Source organism: Erwinia papayae (genome assembly GCF_058241465.1).
In genome coordinates, this window is the sequence record NZ_JBZCHT010000013.1 from 1,413,603 (window position 1) to 1,432,880 (window position 19,278).

Below are 19,278 nucleotides of genomic sequence, written 5' to 3' on the forward strand. Positions count from 1 at the left end.
TTATGAAATATTGGCTATCAGGTGCGCTCTCACTGCTCGTCGCGTCCAGCGCCTGGGCGCAGGATTACCGCGTGGTGTCTTCTCCCTCGCTGAAACTGGATATCTGGATCGATAACATCAAAAACAATTCACCGGCCAGTTGGTGTGCGCCGGAGCTGCCGCTGCGCATCGTGGCAAACGGCAATAAAAACCCCGGCGTGCTGAAAAACTTCCTGCCGCGCGTTGGCAGCGTGCTGGAAAAACAGTGTAAGACGCTGAATGTTATCCACTGGCAGCTGAACGACAGCAGCGGCAGCGCGCTGGCTCATGGTAGCGCCAGCAAAGCGCAGGCGTGGGCGGTGAAGGTAGAGCCAACGGCGGCGGCTACCCCAGCCACCCCGCCTGCTCAGCCAGCGGTCAACTCGGCCAGTCAGACGCCAGCGGCGACGGGCAGTGCGGCGCAGGCACCGGTCAGCGCACCGGCACCCGCCCCGGTCGTGAAAGCAGAAGATCTTTCGCCACCGGCGGACACCACGCCCTGGACCCAGTTCAGCCTGATGGACGGCTGCCACTTCCGCACTTACTGGCAGAATAACGGCCAGGTCAGCGCCCTGTTTGTTCCGGCGAAAGGTGGGGTGAGCTGCGGCAGCGACGGCTGGTTGAGCGGTGAAAGCGAGCTGACCCAGATGGGAAAAAGTGGCAGTAAAAACGTCGCCGTGACCTTCCTGCAAGGCTTCCCGGTTTCCGGCCTCAGCAGTAAAGCAACCGGTTCTGAGGTGCAGATCACCACGGTGAATAACGAACGTATGGTGCTGGCCGATGAGAAATCGCCACAGAGCTGGATGGTGGTCTCTTTCGCTCCGCAGATGAACGGCTGGCGTGCCAGCGGCATCCTGGTGGTGCAGATCAGTCAGCAGGAAGCCAGCGACCAGAGCACGCTGAAAGCGCGTCTGGATGAAGTGCGTAAGGTCTGGTCGCCGTATCTGATTAATCCGGACAATCTCTCTTTCCGGCTGGTTGAAGCGCTGCATCCGCAGCTGAAAGACCCGGCTGCCGGTTCGTTCCGCACCTTTAACTAGTTCTTCCGACCGTAAAAGGAAAGCCTGTGTACTCTCTTAACCAACTGATGTCCGGAGCTTCACTGGCGGAGACGCTGAGCCGGGTGGAAAACGAGATCAAAAGCCGTCCGGCGGATGCCGACCTGCGGGCAACCTTTGTGCAGCTGCTGTGTCTGGCGGGCAACTGGACCCGAGCCGCCACGCAGCTCAAGTCATGGCTGGCTCTGAAACCGCAGGCGCAGCCCACCGTGACCCTGCTGGAGCAGGCCGTACAGGGCGAAATTCAGCGCGCGGCGGTGTTCGCGGGGCAGGGCCAGCCACGTATGCCCGGCGACGCATTCAGCTGGGCGGAAAAGCTGCTCAGCGCTCTGAAGGCCGATGCCGCCTGCGACAGTCAGCAGGCGGCCACTCTGCGGGCTGAGGCTTTCGACGCTGCCGACCTCAATCCGGGCCAGATTAAACTGGAAAACGGCGAGCAGGCGGTGGCCTGGCTGATGGATGGCGACGGCAGGCTGGGGCCGGTGTGCGAGCTGATGGTGAACGGTCATTACACCTGGCTGCCTTTCGCCGCCATCAGCGAGCTGCGTTTTCAGGCTCCGGCCAGCGTCACCGATCTGGTCTGGCGTCACACGCTGGTCAGATTGATTGACGGCAGTGAACAGGTCTGTCAGCTGCCGGTGCGCTATCCGTTCGGGCAGGATGCGCCCGACACCTTCCGGCTGGCCAGCGTCACCGAATGGACGCCGCTGGACACCGCAGGCGAACAGTTTACCGGTCACGGTCAGAAAACCTGGCTGAGCGAGGAGGGTGAGTTCTCGCTGCTGACGCTGGAACTGTTAACGTTTGCGGAACCGACCCATGAGTAAAGATTTTGATCCGCAGCAACAGGGTAGCGAACTGCTGCGTGGCGGCTATCGCCATCGCAGCAGGCAGGATGCGCTGAATGCCCGCGACAAAATGCAGCCCTCGCTGCTGGACCGGCTGACGGATAACGCGCCGGATAAGCAGCAGGAGTCGGTCAGCAACACGGTGATTTCCCACAGCACCCTGCGTCGCAACGTGCTGCGTGATTTGCAGTGACTGTTTAACAGCATCAACAACGAAGCGCAGCAGGACTTACAGCCGTTTCCGCACGTCCAGCGTTCGGCTTACAACTTCGGCGTGGCACCGCTGGCCGGTCAGCGCATGTCAGATATTGAATGGCACGATATCCAGCGCAAGCTGACGGCGTCGATTCTGCATTTTGAACCGCGCATCCTGCCCGCCGGGTTGCAGGTGCGCTGCGTGTCGGATACCAGCGCGTTAAACCTGCACAACGTGCTGTCGATTGAAATCAAGGGGCGGCTGTGGTGCGTGCCTTATCCGCTGGAGTTCATGTTCCGCACCGAGCTGGACCTGGAAAACGGCCATTTTGAGCTGAAAGACGTAGGGTAATTATGGACAGCAAACTGCTCGAATATTACAACCGCGAACTGGCGTACCTGCGCGAGATGGGCGCTGAGTTTGCCGGACGCTATCCGAAAGTCGCCGGACGACTGGGGATGCGCGGCATTGAAGTGGCCGACCCGTATGTCGAGCGGCTGATGGAGGGATTCGCTTTTCTGACCTCCCGCGTGCAGCTGAAAATGGATGCGGAGTTTCCGCGCTTCTCCCAGCGCCTGCTGGAGATGATCGCCCCTAATTACCTGGCACCCACGCCGTCGATGGCGATTGCCGAGCTGCATCCGGACAGCAAAAAAGGCGACATCAGCAGCGGCTTTCTGGTGCCGCGAGGCACCATGATGGACAGCCAGACGTTGAAGAAAAGCGGCGTCACCTGTAGTTACACCACCGCTCACGATGTGATGTTGCAGCCGCTGCGCATCAGCCATGTTGAGCTGGGCGGCGTTCCGGCGGATATTCCGCTCAGCCCACTGGGGCTGGCGCAACGGGGGGCAGTCAGCGCGCTGCGCATCCGTCTGGAGTGTTTTAACGACGTGGCGCTGAGCCATCTTACCTTTGACCAGCTGATGTTTTTCCTCAGCGGTCCGGATATCCAGGCCCAGCAACTGCTGGAGCTGATTATGCAGCACACGGTTGGCAGTTTCTGTCAGACCGTGGAAGCGCATCCCCAGCGGATGGTGCTGGGTGATGAGGCCCTGAAGCAGGAAGGGTTTGCTGCGGATCAGGCGATGCTGCCGGACGATCTGCGCAACTTTGACGGCTACCGTCTGTTGCAGGAGTATTTTGCTTTTCCGGCCCGCTTCCAGTTTATCAGCATCAACCAGCTGGCTGAGCTGCCCGGCAAATGTGCGCCGGGCGTGAAAGCTTTTGAAATTGTGCTGCTGCTGGATAAGGTCGATGCGGCGCTGGAGCGGGTGGTGGATAAAAGCCATCTGGCGCTGCACTGTACCCCGGTGATTAACCTGTTTCCGAAGGTAGCGGAGCGGCAGAAAATCAGCGACAGCCTGCATGAATACCATCTGGTGGTGGATAACATCCGCCCACTGGACTACGAAATTTTCTCGGTCCGCAAGCTGTATGCCAGCGGCGGCAAGGGGGAACAGCTGTTCCGTCCGTTCTGGAGCACTTTCAGCCGCGACGAAGGGGATTACGGTGCCTATTTCTAGCTACGTCGTGAACAGCGCACGCTGTCTGAACATGCCCAGCGCTTTGGGACGCGCACCGGCTATATCGGCTCTGAAGTGTTCCTTTCGCTGGTGGATGAGCGCCATTCCCCGTGGGACAACGAACTGCGCCATCTGACGGCGGAGGTGATGTGTACCAGCCGCGATCTGCCGCTGATGTTGCTGCAACAGGACCAGGGCAATTTCCTGATGCCGGACTCCGTGCCGGTCGGTGAGCTTAAGCTGCGTAAAGGGCCGACGCCGCCGCGTACCGCGCTGGCAGAGGGGCTGACCACCTGGCGGCTGGTCAGTCATCTGCAAATGAACTATCTCAGCCTGATGGACGGGGATGACGGCCAGGGGGCATCGGCTCTGCGTCAGCTACTGGGGTTGTACGCCAACCTGGCGGAAGCGCCGGTGGCCAGACAGATTGAGGGCATTCGCCACTGTCAGCTGAAAGCGGTATATCGCCGCGTGCCGGAACCCGGCCCGGTGGTTTTTGCCCGTGGCATCGGTATTGAGCTGAACGTGGATGAGCAGGCGTTCTCCGGCTCCAGCCCGTGGCTGCTGGGCAGCGTGCTGGAGCGGGTATTTTCCCGACTGGTGGCGATGAACACCTTTACCGAAATGACGCTGACCAGCCAGCAGCGCGGTGAGGTGGGTTACTGGCCGCCGCGCATGGGGAAAAGGGCGCTGATATGAGTGAAGAGACCAGTCTGGTGGTGCGGGCGCTGCACCGGCTGCCTGACAGCTTCTGGCCCGGTGTGGTGCAGGCACCGTGGCGTTACGATCTGTTCCAACTGTTGCGCAAGCTGGACGCCCAGGGCGGCGAGCGTTATCCGCTGGGGCGTGCGCCCTTGCCGCGTTATGAGCCGTTGCGTATCGGCCAGGCACCGTCGCTGGCCTTCGCGCCCTCCACGCTGGCGGCAGCGGCAGAGCGTGAAGACAGCCCGCTGCATGAGGTCACTATCACCAGTTTTGGGCTGTTTGGCCCTAATGGCCCGCTGCCGACCCATCTGACCGAATATGCCCGTGAACGGATCTATCATCATCAGGACAACAGTCTTACCGCTTTTGCCGACCTGTTTCATCATCGTCTGACGCTGCTGTTTTACCGCGCCTGGGCCGATGCGCAGCCTACGGTTTCACTGGACAGGGAAGATAATCACCATTTCGAACGCTACCTTGCCAGCCTGATCGGCATGGGGCAGCCCGGTCAGCTGGAAAAAGGCAGCCTGAGTGACCATGCGCGCTACGCGGTGGCAGGGCATCTGACCCGCCACGGGCGCGATGCGGAAGGGCTACAGAAGATCCTCAGCCATTACTTCAGGGTGCCGGTGACGCTTGTGGAAAACCTGCCGCACTGGCAGCCGGTGGACACGCGGGAACGTGCGCGACTGGGAGCAGGCAGAGGGATGCCCAGACTGGGGGAATCGGCCTTTCTGGGCGTGGCGGTGCGCGATGTGCAGCACAAATTCCGTATTGAGCTGGGGCCGCTGTCGTTGGAGAGCTACAACCGTTTTCTGCCCGGACAGCCGTGGGCGGAGCAGCTACGCGACTGGGTGCGGCAGTATCTGGGTATCGAGTTTGTCTGGGATGTTCGCCTGACGCTGGCGGCGGAAGAGGTTAAAGGCGTCACCCTCGGGGGGGCAGCGCGGCTGGGATACAGCAGCTGGCTGGGCAGTCCGGCGCAGCCGCAGCCGCGGAAAGATTTGATCTTCAGCCCGGAACCGGCAGAGCGTATCGGGATATGATGCGTTGCTTTTTTAATAAACATAACAGGGAGATGTCATGTTTACTGCAACGGTCAGAAACGAGGATTTACAGAGAGCGATTAAGCAACTGCATGAAGTCAGCAACGCTACAGCCTATCGCTATCTGCCTTCCGGGCGGTCACGAAGTGATTTTTTCAACGAGATTAACGCATTAATTAACGGCATTACCCGCGAGGTCAGCAGCAACTGTATGTCGCCAGGCGGCGCGGTGAAAATCCTTAATGAAGAGACGGCGTATCTGCGTCAGCAGCAGTTCCAGCTGATGGCAGGCAGCATAGTGCAGTATGCTGCGGTAGAGAAGCAGCAGGCGGGCCGACTGACAAAGCTGGTGCTTAAACAGGTTGGATTTGTCGGTGGAGGAATTCAGGTTTTTGGCGGGTTTGGTATCTGTGCCGCTTCTTTGGGTAGTCTTTGTGCGGCATACGGTGCGCCACTGGCGGTTCATGGAATCAATAATGTTTATGAAAACGGTTATTATCTGCTGTACCGCAAGGGCCTGGCGGGCTACACGCGACAGGCTTATCGTGCAATAGCCCGGCAACTGGGATACAGCGATAATCAGGCGGATATGGCTTACGGCATTGTTGATATCAGTTTATCCGGCTATGGCCTGACAAGGTCGGTTTTAAGAGCCGATACCTTTCGCCTCTTCAGACATATTAATACGGACTATATTCGCGGCTGGAAGGAAATGGGGGCGATTCCTCTTCGCGCAGAAATACTCGGAGATGTGAATACATTAACGGATATTTATTCAGTAGGGAGGAAATAAAATGTACAGCGAAGTCACCATAACCGACAGTAGCTGGCTGGTCACACTGGGTTATTTTATTGTATCTCTGTTGCTGCTTATTCCCTTGTATCTGCTTAGTTCAGGGAAATATCTACATTTTCGCGGTAAGTCTGTGGTTAAAACCCTGGTTGTTTATATATTTGCCTTCATTCAACTGCGTCTCGCTGTAAATGGTGTGGATGGCCTTTATCACTTTTTTAATTATCCCGCATGGAATGATGAAGTCGCCGTTCGTTACTCCGCCATTGCATTTTTTCTTGTCTATACGCTGTTTATGGCTGAGTGGAAAGCGATAACGGCAAAGAAAACAGAAACCAAAGAAAACAGTGAAAACCCGTACGACACGACAACACCAGAATAGTATTGCCTTTAATTAACAGCCTGGCAGTCCAGGTTTTAAATTTGCTTCCCTCAGGCTTTGCCCCGTCAGCCGGACATATCCGACCTGATGGGGTATCCCCTTTTATCAACAGCATCACTACCACTGAGAAAAACCATGTCAGAGATCAGCCGTGCCGTGTTATTCGGCAAACTGGATACGCTGTTATTTACCTCGCTGGAAAGTGCCACCGCCTTTTGTAAGCTGCGTGGCAACCCTTATGTTGAGCTGGTGCACTGGCTGCATCAGCTGATGCAGCATCAGGACGGCGATCTACAACAGCTGATCCGCTATTTTTCACTGGATGAAACGGCGCTGACGAGGGATATGACCGCCGCGCTGGATCGCCTGCCGCGTGGGGCCAGTGCGGTATCTGACTTGTCGGAACATATCGACAGCGCGGTGGAGCGTGCCTGGGTGTATGGCTCGCTGAAGTTTGGCGTACAGCAGATCCGTGGCGGCCATCTGCTGGCCGGGATGCTGAAAACCTTTAACCTCGCTAACCTGCTGAAAGGCATTTCTGCTGAGTTTGGCCGTATCAACACCGATACGCTGCTGGAACAGTTCGACAGCATCCTCGCTAACAGCAAAGAGGCACAGCAGGTCACTTCAGCGCCGACCGACAGCCAGGCATTGATGCCGCAGCAGAAAGGCACGCTGGCGCAATATGCCCAGGACCTGACCGCCCGCGCCCGTGAAGGCAAAATTGACCCGGTGGCAGGACGCGACGAAGAGATCCGCCAGATGGTCGATATTCTGATGCGTCGCCGTCAGAACAACCCGCTGCTGACCGGTGAAGCGGGCGTGGGGAAAACGGCGGTGGTGGAGGGGCTGGCCCTGCGCCTGGCGGCGGGCGATGTGCCGGAGCCGCTGCAAAATGTCCAACTGTGGCTGCTGGACATCGGCATGTTGCAGGCGGGTGCCGGGATGAAAGGGGAATTTGAGGCGCGTCTTCAGGCGCTGATCAACGAAGTCCAGTCCAGCCCGACGCCGATCATTCTGTTTATCGACGAAATTCACACCCTGGTCGGGGCCGGTGGACAACAGGGAACCGGCGACGCTGCCAACCTGCTGAAGCCTGCGCTGGCGCGGGGCCAACTGCGCACCATCGGGGCGACCACCTGGGCCGAATACAAAAAGTATATCGAGAAAGATCCTGCACTGACGCGTCGTTTCCAGACTGTTCAGGTGGCGGAGCCGGACGAAGAAAAAGCGCTGCTGATGCTGCGCAGCACCGTCAGCCCGCTGGAAAAACATCACCGGGTGCTGCTGCTCGATGCAGCGGTAGCCGCCGCCGTGAAGCTGTCGCACCGCTACATTCCCGCCCGTCAGCTGCCGGATAAAGCCGTGGCGTTGCTGGATACCGCCTGCGCCCGCGTCGCGGTCAGCCAGAGCGCGCAGCCGCCCCAGCTGGAGGATTGCCTGCACCGTATCCACGCGCTGGAGATTGAGAAAGAGATCGCCGGACGTGAAGCCTGAGTGGCGATTGGCGATGCGGATCGGGTGGAAAAACTGGACAGGCAGCTGGCGGAGCTGGCGCAACAGCGCGACGAGCTGAGCGCCCGCTGGCAGGCCGAACGCACACTGGTGGATGAGATAATCAGCCTGCGTGCCCAGCTGCATGATAACGAAGATGCAGAGGTGGTCGCTCTCCATCAGGCCCTGGCCGACCGCCAGCAGCAGCTGAAAACGTTACAGGGTGAAGCGCCGCTGCTGTTTGCCGCCGTGGATGCCAACGTGGTAGCGGCCGTCGTCTCTGACTGGACCGGCATCCCGCTGGGCCGCATGGTGAAAAACGAAATCGACGCCGTGCTGAAACTGGCTGATACGCTGAATGAGCGGGTAATCGGTCAGCGTCACGGGCTGGATCTGATTGCCAAAAGGGTGCGGACGTCTCGCGCACGGCTGGACGATCCCAACAAGCCGGTGGGGGTCTTTATGCTCTGCGGGCCGTCCGGCGTGGGTAAAACGGAAACCGCGCTGGCGCTGGCGGAAACCCTCTACGGCGGCGAACAAAATATCATCACCATCAATATGAGCGAGTTTCAGGAAGCGCATACCGTGTCCACGCTGAAGGGCGCGCCTCCGGGCTATGTCGGCTATGGTGAAGGCGGCGTGCTGACGGAAGCGGTGCGTCGTCGCCCTTACAGCGTGGTGCTGCTGGATGAGATCGAAAAGGCGCACCCGGATGTGCATGAGATCTTCTTCCAGGTGTTCGATAAAGGCTGGATGGAAGATGGTGAAGGACGGCATATCGATTTCCGTAACACGCTGATTATCCTGACGTCCAACGTGGGAACCCAGTTGATCAGCGCCATGTGTGCCGATCCGGATCTGATCCCGGAACCGGAGGCGCTGGCGACGGCGTTGCGTCCCCCGTTGCTGGAGGTGTTTCCGCCCGCATTGTTAGGCCGTCTGCTGGTGGTGCCTTACTATCCGCTCAGCGACGAGATGCTGGCCAGCATCGTGCGCCTGCAACTGAAACGCATTCAGGTTCGCCTGGAGCAAAATCACGGCATCATCTCCGAGGTGGACGACAGCGTGATCGCGCAGATCGTGCAGCGCTGCACCGAGGTCGAATCCGGTGGCCGTATGGTCGATGCCATTCTTACCAATACCCTGCTGCCGCAAATGAGCCAGATGCTGCTCAGCGCCAGCGCGCGCGATGAGCAGTATCGCCGCCTGCGTGTGACCCTGCACCAGGGTGAATTCCAGTGTCAGTTTGAGGCTTAACGCCATCACTATCAGAGAGTTGTCCATTATGTCAGAACACGATACTCCGCGGACGATCCCCAACGCTTTGCCGGTGGGTTACCGCTTTAACGAGTTTGAAATCAGGGAAGTGATTGGTGGCGGCGGCTTTGGCATAGTCTACCGGGCCTGGGACCATCAGCTTGAGCGCACTATTGCTATCAAAGAGTTTATGCCTGCGTCGCTTGCGGTGCGCAGCGATGATCTAACCCTGGTGCTGCGCAGCGAACGCTTCAGCAAAACGTTTCACGCCGGGCTGAACAGCTTTATTCAGGAAGCGCGGCTGCTGGCCCGTTTTAACCATCCTAACCTGCTGCACGTCCTGCGTTTCTGGGTGCAGAACGACACCGCCTATATGGGCACCGCATTCTACACCGGGACCACGCTGTCGCAGCTGCATCTCAGCCGCCCGGAAATGATCAGCGAAGCCTGGATCCGCTGCCTGCTGCCGCCGCTGTTTGGTGCCATCAACACCATCCATCAGGAAGGATATCTGCACCGCGATATCTCGCTGGATAACATCCAGATCCAGGAGAACGGCGTGCCGGTGCTGCTGGACTTTGGTTCGGCGCGTAAGGCGATTGGCAATCTTTCTGACGAAACTGAAACCATGCTCAAGCCGGGTTTTGCGCCGATTGAGCAGTACAGTGACGACAACGAGAGCGAGCAGGGAACCTGGACCGATATCTATGCGCTGGGCGCGGTGCTGCACACGCTGATTGTCGGCTCTCCACCGCCGGTCAGCGTGGTGCGCAGTATTGAAGATAACTATCAGCCGCTGGTGAAACTGCGCCCGGCGGGTTACTCGCTGCCACTGCTGCATGCCATCGATCAGGCGCTGCAACTGCAACCGGAAGATCGTCCACAGACGGTCGATCAGCTGGCGGCGCTGATGGAGCTGTCACCGACCGATATCAACGAGATCCACGAAGTGAAGGTCAGCGGGCCGGGCACCATGCTGGTGCCGGTCGGGGCTGAGGCCGACACCGCAACGGCGACATCGCCGGTCACGCCGCTGAAGCGTTTCCTGGTGCCCGGGCTGATTGCCGCCGGGGTGCTGGTGGGCGTTGGCGTTGGGGCAATGATTGCCGGTGGTGGCAGCGATACGCCAGCACAAAGCGCCGCCACCACGCCTGAACAAAGTGCGTCTGCATCCAACGCGGCGACGTCCACGCCGGTCGCCACACCGCCGCCAACCGCGACGGCCAGCGCCACCTCTGACCCCGCGACAACGCAGCACAGTGAACCGGCCGCCGCCCCGCCGCCGCCAGCCCCGGTCGCCCAGGTGTATATCCGCCTGCAACCCGGTGATGACGTGGCGATGAATGGCAGCCCACAGGCGCTGGTCCCGGCACCCAACGGTTTTGCGATGTTGCAACTGCCGCCGGGTGATTACCGCTTCAGCATCAGCAACAACGGCCATACCCGTGAGCAGAGCATTACCGTCGATAAAGAAGGCGTGTGGCTGCTCAATCCACAAAGCTAGATGACCGGGCGTAATAATCACTAAAAAGATAGCTGCGGCGATATCAGGCGCCGCAGTGAAATTATTTTCGCCACAATATTGTGGCGGCACACGTCAGGAAATAAATCAGTATAGGGTTTTCCGTCTGATCTGCCCGGCAGACGAAACCGATCTCAGCTGTGACAATAAAGCGGTCATCACCGCCGGTGAGCTATCGCCCTAACCAGGTTAATTTCATAACTGATAAGGTAATAACTAATGAATGAGTACGTTTACCATATTACTAAACGACGTGTTGCATTTGACTATATTAAAACACAAGGTCTGGTGCCCGCCGCACGCTCGTCGGGAACATCGGTTGCCCGGCGAGAAGGTGCTTTCGCCAGTGAAGGTGACAAAAATTTAGAAGCGAAAGTTCAGTCAAAACTCACCGTGCCGTTTTCCCGCGCGCTAAAAAATGGCTACAGCAAAGAACAAATTGAAAATAAAAATTATATGTTCACAGGTATTTCGCTGAATGACAGTCTGGAGCGAGATGATGCTTATATATTTCTCAGCAACTTTGAAACGCATTTTTACGAGCAACACTTTACTAAAGTTGCCGGGACAACACCGGCCATGAACTTTTCGCAGCTAAGACAGCGTTCAGGCGAGTTAGCGAGTGACTTATTAAAGCGCAACCCACAGCATGATTTGTGCCGGTTTGCCAGAGAAATTGTCCGGCTGGAATACGCGATTGAGGAAAAGGAAACGGCTAATCATATTTATTTTTTTGAATCAAAGAATGCGGCCACCTGTTACCCCGATTACACCGGGCATCATGGCGGAGCGATACATTGCCGGGTGCTCAGGGTAAAGCGCAGTGTCATCAACCATCTGGAACAGGATATGGCAGAAGGCAGGGGACTGATGACCAGAGAATCGGTCACGCCTCAATCGATAGAAATCTACAATGCAGAGGGAAACCCGTTTAATTCGGACGCTGGCGACCACTGGATGCCTTTAACTATAGCAGCGGAAAGTTAAGCTCGAAATTAACAGGTGCTTTATTTTAAGACGTGCTTCAGAAATACCAGGTACACAGCAATATGCAATAATTAAACTTGGATAAAATCCAGTTTTTTATAACGATGCAATTTTAGATATTTTTTATTTTTTGTCCGGTTGATTATTTTTATGGCAAAGCCATTACAGAACGGATGCCATCATTGCAGATGTCTTTCATTAATTATCTGGCAGAATAGCAAAGGTGCAGGCCGGATTTACCTGTAGCCGCAACGCCTTGAATTTTTTGTGAGGTGTTTTCGCCATCGTCTGGTGAAGTGTTTAAATGACTTTGCAAAGTATCTCTTCTTAATGATTTTCAAGTAAATAAAATTGCGGGAAAATGAACTGCAAATTATTAAACCGTTTACGCTCTGGTTTCTGCGCTGTCAGTGTCCGGACTGGCTGCGATAATAACGCCTGGCGGGACAGGCTCTTAATATTATTTAATTAAAAAAACAGCAATGACCTTATTTTCAACACTCTGTTTATCTGTCCGTCAGATATGACGCTGCCGGTTCAGCCAGTCCAGGAAATGACTATGTTCTCACGTATCACCGTACATCTGCCGACAGACGGCCTGCTGTTCTGGAAACTGAACGGCCGCGAGGCGCTGTCCGAGGCCTTTGAAATCACCGTGCAGCTGCTGAGCACCGACGCGCGCATTGACCGTAAATCGCTGCTGGGCCAGCCGATAAGCGTGGCCATCCCGACGCAGGGCCTGCTGTCGGGAGGCACGCGCTGGCTGAACGGCAAAATCACCCGGGTGGGTGTGCACAGTCAGGAGCTGAACGGGACGCGCTACGCGGTGTACAGCGTGGTGATGGAGCCGGACGTGTGGCCGATGAAGCGTGACCGCAACCTGCGTATTTTCCAGAGCCAGACGATACCGGCGACGGTGAAGACGCTGCTGGGCGAGTACAACGTGAGCGTGGAGGACCGGCTGACGGGGAGCTACCGGGTGTGGGAGTACTGCGTACAGTACCAGGAGAGCAGCTTCGATTTTATCCGGCGGCTGATGGAGCTGGAGGGGATTTACTTCTTCTTCCGTCACGAGCAGGACAAACACACGCTGGTGCTGATGGACAGCGCGCAGCAGCACCAGCCGTTTGCGGGGTACGAGAGCATTCCGTATCACGTGACGCCGTCGGGCGGGAGCACCAGCGAAGAGGGCATCAGCCTGTGGGAACTGCGTGACCAGGTGACGCCGGGAATTTACAGCACGGACGACTACGACTTCCGCAAGCCGAACGCGTGGATGTTACAGGCGCGGCAGAACCCGGCGTCGCCGTCGCCGGGGCAGATAGACGTGTACGACTGGCCGGGACGTTTTGTGGAGCACGACCACGGTGAGTTTTACGCGAAAATCCGTCAGGAGGTGTGGCAGGTGGAGCACCAGCAGATAAGCGGGACGGGGACGGCGATTGGCCTGGCGCCGGGCAACACCTTCACGCTGAGCAACGCGCCGTTCTTCAGCGACAACGGCGAGTATCTGACGACGGAGGCGACCTACGACTTCGAGGAGAACAGCTACGCGACGGGCAGCGAGGGGAGCACGCGGCACAGCATTGGTTTTGCGGTTATTCCGTCGACGGTGACGTACCGAACGCCGCCGGAGACGGCGTGGCCGAGGACGCACGGCCCGCAGACGGCGAAGGTGGTGGGCCCGAAGGGGGAGTCAATCTGGACGGACAAATACGGGCGCATCAAGGTGAAGTTCCACTGGGACCGTCTGGCGAAGGGTGACGACACGAGCTCGTGCTGGGTGCGGGTGTCAAGCGCGTGGGCGGGCCAGGGATTCGGCGGTGTGCAAATCCCGCGGGTGGGGGATGAGGTGGTTGTTGACTTTATCAACGGCGACCCGGACCGACCCATCGTGACGGGGCGGGTGTACAACGACGGGAATATGCCGCCGTGGGCGCTGCCGGCAGCGGCGACGCAGATGGGGTTTCTGAGCCGGAGCAAGGACGGTTCGTCGGAGACGGCGAACGCGCTGCGCTTTGAGGACAAGGCGGGTGAGGAGCAGCTGTGGATCCAGGCGCAGAAGAACATGGACACCCACGTCAAGAACGATGAAACCCGCTCGGTGGGCGGCAATCAGACCATCGCGATAGAAAAATCGTATAACAGCACGGTCAGCGGCAGTTACGATCAGCAAACGCAGTGGTCCCGTAACGAACTGGTGGGCGGCGATTACGTGATGAAAGTCCAGGGGGCGATTGTGCACTCTTCCGCACAGGGGATCCGTCTGGTTGCCGGTGACAGCGTGATGACGCTTAACAACAACGGCACCATCTCGCTGCAATGTAAAAACTTCGAAATTAATGCCACCTCGCAGGGGCAAATCAATACCGGCGGCACGCTGGATCTCAATATCAGTACCCCGGCAACGCCACCACCCGCAGAGCCCACCCCGGCCCAGATTACCAGCGCCGTAAACAATACCTTTAAGGATGGAGGAAGCAGTACATGACAGCCATCAGTTTTCCGTTATCAGAAGGCGCACTGGCCCTGCCGGAAGCGGTGCAGGATCAGAGTGTCACCCTGCTGCGCCTGCCCGCCACGCGATCCACGCTGGTGGTGACCCGCGCCTGGGAAGTCGAGGCCGGGCAGCAGGAGGCGTATCTGCAACAGCAGCTGGCGAAAGTAAAACGCGATATGAAGAAATTTTCAGCGGAAGCGCCGGAAGATACGCAGTTTGGTGGCATTCCCGCAAGGGAAGTGGCGATGCGTTTCGAAAACCAGGGGGTGCTGGTGGTGCAAAAACTGCTGGTGCTGATGACCGCCACGCACCTGATGGCGCTGACCTTCAGCCGCGCAGCCAGCTTTGATGCCGCCTCGCTGGCGGTCTGGCAGCAGATTAAAGACGGCTTCATTCCCGCCGCGTCACGGGAGGCCTGAATTATGTCCTCACTGACCGCTGCCCGCGAACATGACCCGCTTGTCCACAGTTCCATACTGGTTGATTTTGTCAGCGGGCTGGTGGAGGGCGCTATTTATGGCGGCATCCTGCTGGGGGCCGGCATGATCTCCAGCACCGGCGTCGGTATTGCCGTCGGCGTCGCCCTGTTTGCGGGGGCGATGATCTCCGGCATCCCGGAAAAGCTGGGCAATATGGCGGGGGAGGCGGTAGACGGCCTGCTCGACACCCTGGGTATGCGCGGGCCACCGGATGCCATCATTTCCAGTGGCTCTGACAACGTTCATATTATGGGCAAACGGGCCGCCCGCGCGGCGGGCACCGTTGACAGCGACTGGCTGAATAACCCCGCCGCGTATGCGGAGCCGGGCTTTGTCGATATCGCGCTGGCGATGGCGGCGGGTATCGCCAGCGCGGTCAGCCATCCCGGCGCCACGGCCAGCGCGCTGGCGGATAAAGTCAGCCAGATTGACGGCCAGTCGGTGAAGCACTTTTTCACCCGTCTGTATGACGACATGGTGCAGCCAACGGTAGCCAGCGCCAGCCCCCGGGCCACGCCGGCCGATAAAGACACCGTGGAGTGCAGTAAAGGGCACATGGCGGAGAACGCCAACTTCCTCGCGGAAGGCTCGAAAAAAGTGCTGATCAACGGCCACCCGGCGGCGCGCAACGTCGACCGCAGCACCTGCGAGGCGAAAATCGAGGTGGCGGAAAACCCGCGCGTCAACATCGGCGGGGACAGCGTGGTGGTGCGCGACATCCGCAGCGGGAAAAACGCGCTGGCGTACTTTGTCGGCGGCCTGGTGGGCGGGTTGCTGGGCGGCGGTGCGGCGAAGCAGGGGGCGAAGCTGGTGGAACAGCTGTTCAGCCGCATCGCCTCGCGTCGGGCGCTGAAGCAAATCGCCTGTAGCCTCGGCTCGGTGGTGGGCAGCGAGGTGGCCGGGGGCATTGCGGCGGAGGCGGTGCAGAGCGTCTTCCCGGTTCACTACGCCACCGGGGCCAAATTTCTTGCCGGCGAGGAGGAGCTGGACTTCGTACTGGAAGACCGCATCCCGCTGTACTGGCAGCGCGTTTATCACAGCCGCAACCCGGCCGATGGCCTGCTGGGCACCGGCTGGATGCTGCCGTTTGAAACGCGCCTGATCCGCACCCGCGATGACAGGGGCGTGACGGCGTTTTTCTGGCGCGACCTCAGCGGTCAGCTGCTGGGGCTGGGCGAAGTTGTGCCGGGTGACGTGGTGCACTTTGATGAAGAGGGCTTCACCCTCTGTTACAGCCTTCAGGGCGTGATGCTGATGCAGACCGCCGGGGGCGAATTCCACCTGTACGAGGCCGACCCGACGCGCGAGGGGGAATGGCGCATTACCCGCATTTACGATCGCCACGAGAACTGCCAGCACTTTGGCTGGAACGCGGCGGGACAGCTGGAAAGTATCGCCGGTGATAACGAAGCGCTGGCGGTGTGGCTGAGCTATGAGCCGCGGCACGGACGGCTGGCGGCGGTGCATCAGCAGGTGGGGGATGAGCGGCGTCTGCTGGTGCGTTACGACTACAGCCCGCAGGGGCAGCTGACGGCGGTGCATGACGCTGACGGCGTGGAAACCCGACGCTTCGGCTGGGACCGCGCCAGCGACCTGATGGCGTCGCACAGCTACGCGGGCGGGCTGCGGGTGGAGTACGACTGGCAGCCGTCGGTTGATCCCCGCCACTGGCGGGTGACGGAGTTCCGGGTCTTTGACGAGAAAGCACGCTGCCTGGAGCACTGGGTCATTGATGCCAATGAACAGGCGCGCAGCGCGACGGTGACCTGCCTGTCCGGCGGCAGTACGCAGCACGACTGGGATGAGCTGGGGCGCCCCACGGCCTGGACCGACATGTACGGTGCCCGCTGGTCTTACCGCTGGGCGGCGCAGGCCGATCTGCTGATGGCCATCCACGCGCCGGGCGACCGGGTGTGGGAGTACGGCTACGACGAGCGCGGCAGGCTGACGATGGTGCGCGATCCGGCGGGCCAGACCACGCTGACCACCTGGCATCCCTCTTATGCCTTTCCGCTGAAGGAAGTGCTGGCGGACGGGGCGGTCTGGGAATATCACTACAACGCCGCCGGGGATGTGGTGGCGGTGACCGATCCGTTGGGCAGCGTCACGCGCTTCAGCTGGAGCAGTCAGGGCGACCTGCTGACGCGAACCGACGCGCTGGAGAACACGCATCGCTTCTGGTGGAACGAACGGGGACAGATACGGCGCGAGGAGGACTGCGCGGGCTATCAGAGCCACCGGCAGTATGACGACGCGGGCCGCCTGACGGGTGCCACCGATGCGGAGGGCGGCACCACGCGCTGGCGGTGGAGTCCGGCGGGGCGGCTGGAGGCGGTGATCCGTGCGGACGGGCGCGAAACGCGCTATGACTACGACCGGGCGGGCAGGCTGGCGGGGGAGAACAGCGACGGCTTTTCCGAGCGTAAGGTGACGCACAACGCCAGGGGGCAGGTGGTCAGCGAAACCGACCCGGCCGGACAGATGACGCGCTACCGCTACGACCGGGCAGGGCGGCTGACGCAGATTACTAACCCCAATGGCGATCGCTGGGGATTTGAGTGGGACAACGGGCGACGCTTACTGGCGCAGAGCGACTGGGCGGGACGGCGTAAAGACTACCGCTATGACCGGCTGGGGCGGATCGCCGAAGTGACGCAGCATCCGCTGATGGCGACGGACGCGCCAGCGCCGCTGCAAACCGGCTATGAATGTGACGTGCTGGACCGGCTGACGGCGAAAGTCACCGCGTTGCACCGCACCGAATATCACTATCAGGCGGACAGGGTTGAGGTCAGGAAGATGACGCTGGCGGCGTGGCAGCGTGCAGGGTCGGAGGGCGGGGCCGCGCCGCAGGCGGAGATGCTGCGTTTTACCCGCGACCGGGCGGGGAATCTTATCCGCGAAGAGAACGACGGCGGAGTGCTGTCGCATCGCTATGATGCGCTGGGTAACCTGAGTGCCAGCGTCCTGCCGGACGGCCGCGAGCTGAGTTTTCTGCGCTACGGCACCGGGCATCTGATGCAGATTAACCTGCGTCATGGCGGTCAGCTGCGGGAGATAGCGGGCTTTCAGCGCGACCGGCTGCACCGTGAGCGGGTGCGGAGCCAGGGGCCGCTGAGCCAGCAGACCGGTTATGATGCGGTGGGTCGGGTGGTATCGCGCAGCAGCGGCAGCGACCAGCGCAACGGCATCGTTTTTGAACGCCGTTACAACTGGGACCGGCTGGATCAGGTGATGCAGGAGAGCCAGCGCGACCCGGCCAGTGAGCAGATGGAATGGTCACGGCGGCAGCGTTTTGGCTATGATGCGGCGGGCCAGGTGACGCGGGCGGTGCACGGCGGCGGCGATGAGCATTTCAGCTGGGACGGCGCGGGCAACCGTACCGAGGCGCCGGGGCAGACGGTGTGGCAGAATCTGTTGCAGCGTCTGAAGGGGGCGCGGTGGTCGTATGACGGTTTTGGTCGTGTGGCGTGGCGGAAGAGCGCGGCGGACGCGCCGGAGCAGTGGTTCAGCTACGACGACGAGCAGCGGGTGTCATCGGTGCGTTTTGCCGGTGATGCGGAGTATCAGCAGGTAAGTTACCGTTACGATGCGCTGGGGCGGCGGACGCATAAAATTCTGCATCGGCACGGGGGCGAAAGCGAGACGGTGCGCTTCCTGTGGAGCGGGTTGCAGATGGTGGGAGAAAGCAGCAGCGCGACGCCGGAGCGCAGCACGCAGTACCTGTACGCGGAGGGCGGCTGGGAGCCGCTGGCGCGGGTTGATACGCTGGGTGAGAGCGCCACAACGTACTGGTATCACACCGGGCTGAACGGCCTGCCGCAGCGGCTGACGGACGAGTCGGGCGGGGTGGTGTGGCGGGGGAGCTTCTCGACCTGGGGTGTGACGGAGCGGGAGACCTCGTCGGCTTCAGCGGACTTACGGCAGGTGCGTCAGAATCTGCGCTTCCAGGGGCAGTACCTGGACAGGGAGACGGGGCTTCATTACAATTTATTCCGCTATTACGACCCGGCGGGCGGGCGCTATACGCAGCCTGACCCGATAGGGCTGGCGGGGGGGTTGAATACCTATGCGTATGTCGGAGACCCGCTGACTTGGGTGGATCCGCTGGGGTTGATGAGGTGTTCTGAATTTGCAGATAAAGATAAATTGACTTCTCACTTTAATAAACATGTTGGTGAATTTAGAGCGGAGACTGAACAAGAGTACTTAAATATAGGGCGTGACATAATTAAGGATGGGTATAAAGTTCAGTATGTTTATAAAGGAGAGTTAAGAACTGGGTATGTTTCCTATATGAGTAATACATCTAAAGGTGCAAAAAAAATAGGTTTTGTTGGCACTAACTCGCAAGGTTACATAACAACAATACATACTAAAAGTGGAAAGGATATCTGGAAAACTCTTAATGGAGACGCAAAAGATACTGTTCTGAAGATTGTTTCTAGAGATGCGGATGGATTATAA

At 59.2% G+C, this 19,278-nt stretch carries 10 protein-coding genes and 3 pseudogenes; all 13 read left to right on the top strand.

The annotated features are described in order from the left end of the window. Positions 1-2: 2 nt before the first annotated feature. The 13 genes and pseudogenes from AC3RPL_RS22790 (at position 3) to AC3RPL_RS22850 (ending at position 19,278) form a co-directional block, all read left to right on the top strand. Positions 3-1,058, top strand: coding sequence for a hypothetical protein (locus tag AC3RPL_RS22790; protein WP_490741635.1), 1,056 nt, complete (start codon positions 3-5; stop codon positions 1,056-1,058). Between the two features lie 26 nt (positions 1,059-1,084). After that, positions 1,085-1,903: a type VI secretion system accessory protein TagJ gene (locus AC3RPL_RS22795; RefSeq protein WP_490741636.1), complete on the top strand. Its 819-nt coding sequence runs from the start codon at positions 1,085-1,087 to the stop codon at positions 1,901-1,903. After that, positions 1,896-2,471: pseudogene (gene tssE, locus AC3RPL_RS22800) on the top strand (type VI secretion system baseplate subunit TssE). Before AC3RPL_RS22795 ends, tssE begins: the two are co-directional and overlap by 8 nt. 2 nt (positions 2,472-2,473) lie before the next feature. After that, a pseudogene (gene tssF, locus AC3RPL_RS22805) lies at positions 2,474-4,345 on the top strand (type VI secretion system baseplate subunit TssF). Next, entirely contained in the window at positions 4,342-5,397 is a 1,056-nt protein-coding gene (tssG, locus tag AC3RPL_RS22810; protein ID WP_490741637.1) for a type VI secretion system baseplate subunit TssG, read from the top strand. Before tssF ends, tssG begins: the two are co-directional and overlap by 4 nt. 37 nt (positions 5,398-5,434) lie before the next feature. Further along, positions 5,435-6,190 carry a DUF4225 domain-containing protein gene (locus AC3RPL_RS22815; RefSeq protein ID WP_490741638.1) on the top strand — a complete coding sequence of 252 codons (756 nt, stop codon included), beginning with the start codon at positions 5,435-5,437 and terminating at the stop codon, positions 6,188-6,190. A 1-nt stretch (position 6,191) separates the two neighbouring features. Next, positions 6,192-6,572 (top strand): hypothetical protein, encoded by a 381-nt coding sequence (locus AC3RPL_RS22820; protein WP_490741639.1) that lies wholly within the window; start codon positions 6,192-6,194, stop codon positions 6,570-6,572. A gap of 135 nt (positions 6,573-6,707) precedes the next feature. Further along, positions 6,708-9,323 (top strand): annotated as a pseudogene (tssH, locus tag AC3RPL_RS22825) (type VI secretion system ATPase TssH). A 28-nt stretch (positions 9,324-9,351) separates the two neighbouring features. Beyond that, a complete protein-coding gene (locus AC3RPL_RS22830; RefSeq protein ID WP_490741640.1) occupies positions 9,352-10,827 on the top strand; it encodes a serine/threonine protein kinase in 1,476 nt (491 codons plus the stop codon). Between the two features lie 237 nt (positions 10,828-11,064). Next, complete coding sequence (locus AC3RPL_RS22835) at positions 11,065-11,832, top strand: hypothetical protein (protein WP_490741641.1); 768 nt, start codon at positions 11,065-11,067, stop codon at positions 11,830-11,832. A gap of 559 nt (positions 11,833-12,391) precedes the next feature. Next, on the top strand, positions 12,392-14,323 hold the full coding sequence (locus tag AC3RPL_RS22840) for a type VI secretion system Vgr family protein (RefSeq protein WP_490741642.1): 1,932 nt from the start codon (positions 12,392-12,394) through the stop codon (positions 14,321-14,323). Further along, on the top strand, positions 14,320-14,751 hold the full coding sequence (locus AC3RPL_RS22845; RefSeq protein WP_490741643.1) for a DcrB-related protein: 432 nt from the start codon (positions 14,320-14,322) through the stop codon (positions 14,749-14,751). Before AC3RPL_RS22840 ends, AC3RPL_RS22845 begins: the two co-directional genes overlap by 4 nt. A gap of 3 nt (positions 14,752-14,754) precedes the next feature. Then, the gene (locus tag AC3RPL_RS22850) at positions 14,755-19,278 is read left to right on the top strand and encodes an RHS repeat-associated core domain-containing protein (RefSeq protein WP_490741644.1); all 4,524 of its coding nucleotides are present in this window, start codon (positions 14,755-14,757) and stop codon (positions 19,276-19,278) included.